At 66.2% G+C, this 1,272-nt stretch carries 3 protein-coding genes; 1 reads left to right on the top strand and 2 read right to left on the bottom strand.

Features of this window, described 5'->3' with window-relative positions:
* Positions 1–280: TOBE domain-containing protein (locus tag EOA75_RS32920; RefSeq protein ID WP_127326145.1), on the top strand; the 280-nt coding region annotated here is incomplete at its 5' end.
* Positions 281–313: 33 nt separating this feature from the next.
* On the opposite strand, the gene EOA75_RS32915 is transcribed toward EOA75_RS32920, so the two are convergent.
* Both EOA75_RS32915 and EOA75_RS32910 read right to left on the bottom strand, forming a co-directional pair.
* Positions 314–745, bottom strand: coding sequence for a DUF4437 domain-containing protein (locus EOA75_RS32915; protein ID WP_095800605.1), 432 nt, complete (start codon positions 743–745; stop codon positions 314–316).
* Between the two features lie 110 nt (positions 746–855).
* The coding region (locus tag EOA75_RS32910) for an AraC family transcriptional regulator (RefSeq protein ID WP_164747757.1) at positions 856–1,272 on the bottom strand (417 nt) is incomplete at its 5' end.

Here is a 1,272-nt window from a genome sequence, read left to right as displayed (position 1 = left end):
GACGGGGGGCGCGACCGACGGTCGCCCGCTCGTCTTCGGCATCCGTCCAGAGGACGTCTATCTGGAAGGGGGCGCGCCGGTCGAGGCTAAGGTCCACGATGTCGAGAACCACGGCGTCGAGAAGATCGTGACGCTGAGGGTCGGCGACACGATGCTGAGAGCCACCGTGCCGGCGAGAACCGCCGTCGAAATCGAGCAGCCGGTCCGCTTTGCCTGGAACGCGGACAAGGTGGTGCTGTTCGATAAGGGCAGCGGGGTGAGCCTGCGGCACGCCGGATAGCGGGCGGACCGGCCGATTGCTGTCGGCTTGCACTTACTTCGGCAGATAGGTCTCGTAGGGCGTGTCGTTGATCAGCAGGATCACGCATTCGGTGTCGGACAGGCAGGCATCGTCATGCATCTCGTTGGCTTTCTGGGTCCAGTAGGAGCCCGGCGGCAACTCGACCCTGGTCGCCTCGCCGCCCTGGATCTGCCAATGCGCCCAGAGCCCCTTGATGACCACGGCGCGATAGTCGGCGGTGTGCGCGTGGACCGGTGCGCGCCAGTTCCCGGGAACTTTGAGCAGCGTGCCGGCCGCGCCCTCGGTCCGCGAGCCCCATAGCGGGCCGAGGCGCTGCGGCTGGTCCGGCGCTTCGACGACATAAGGGATCTTGTCGGCCGTCAGATAGCTGTCTTCAAGGCCGAATGCCTGCCCCGGAGAGATGGTGAGCGCGGCGAGCGCAAGCGCTGCGAGTTGATTAGCCATGAGCGGTTCCTCCTCGGCTCAGCTTAGGCAATCCCTGTCGGTGAAGAATGACGCGTCGTCCAAAAGACTTGGCAATTCCTCCAGCGTGGTAGCGTCCTGAACGCCGGCTGTCAGGATTGCTCGCCGCCGCCATTGCGCAGATGGCTCGGCGCGACACCCATCACCCGCTTGAAGGCGCGGCTGAAGGAAGCTTCCGAATCGTAGCCCAGTTTCGCCGCCACGACAGACACCCGCATGCCGTCGCGGGCGAGCCATTGCCGCGCCTGATGCATGCGCACGCGCAGCACATATTTGGCCGGCGTCTCGCCGACCACGGTGGCGAAGCGCTGCGCGAAGGCGGAGCGAGACGCGCCCATCAATCGGGCCAGGGCCCCGACCGTCCAATCCCGGTCGGGCTGCAGATGAATAGCGGCGAGCACCTTGCCGACGTCAGGATTGCGCACCGCGGCGATCCATCCGGTCGCGTCGCCGCAGCCGTTCTCTACCCAGGAGCGGATGATTGTGGCGGCGACGCGACCGGATGGATC

The organism is Mesorhizobium sp. M1A.F.Ca.IN.022.07.1.1 (genome assembly GCF_003997575.1).
Lineage (GTDB): Bacteria > Pseudomonadota > Alphaproteobacteria > Rhizobiales > Rhizobiaceae > Mesorhizobium.
Note: the sequence above shows the minus strand (reverse complement) of the source record. Positions and strands in the feature narration are given on the sequence as shown.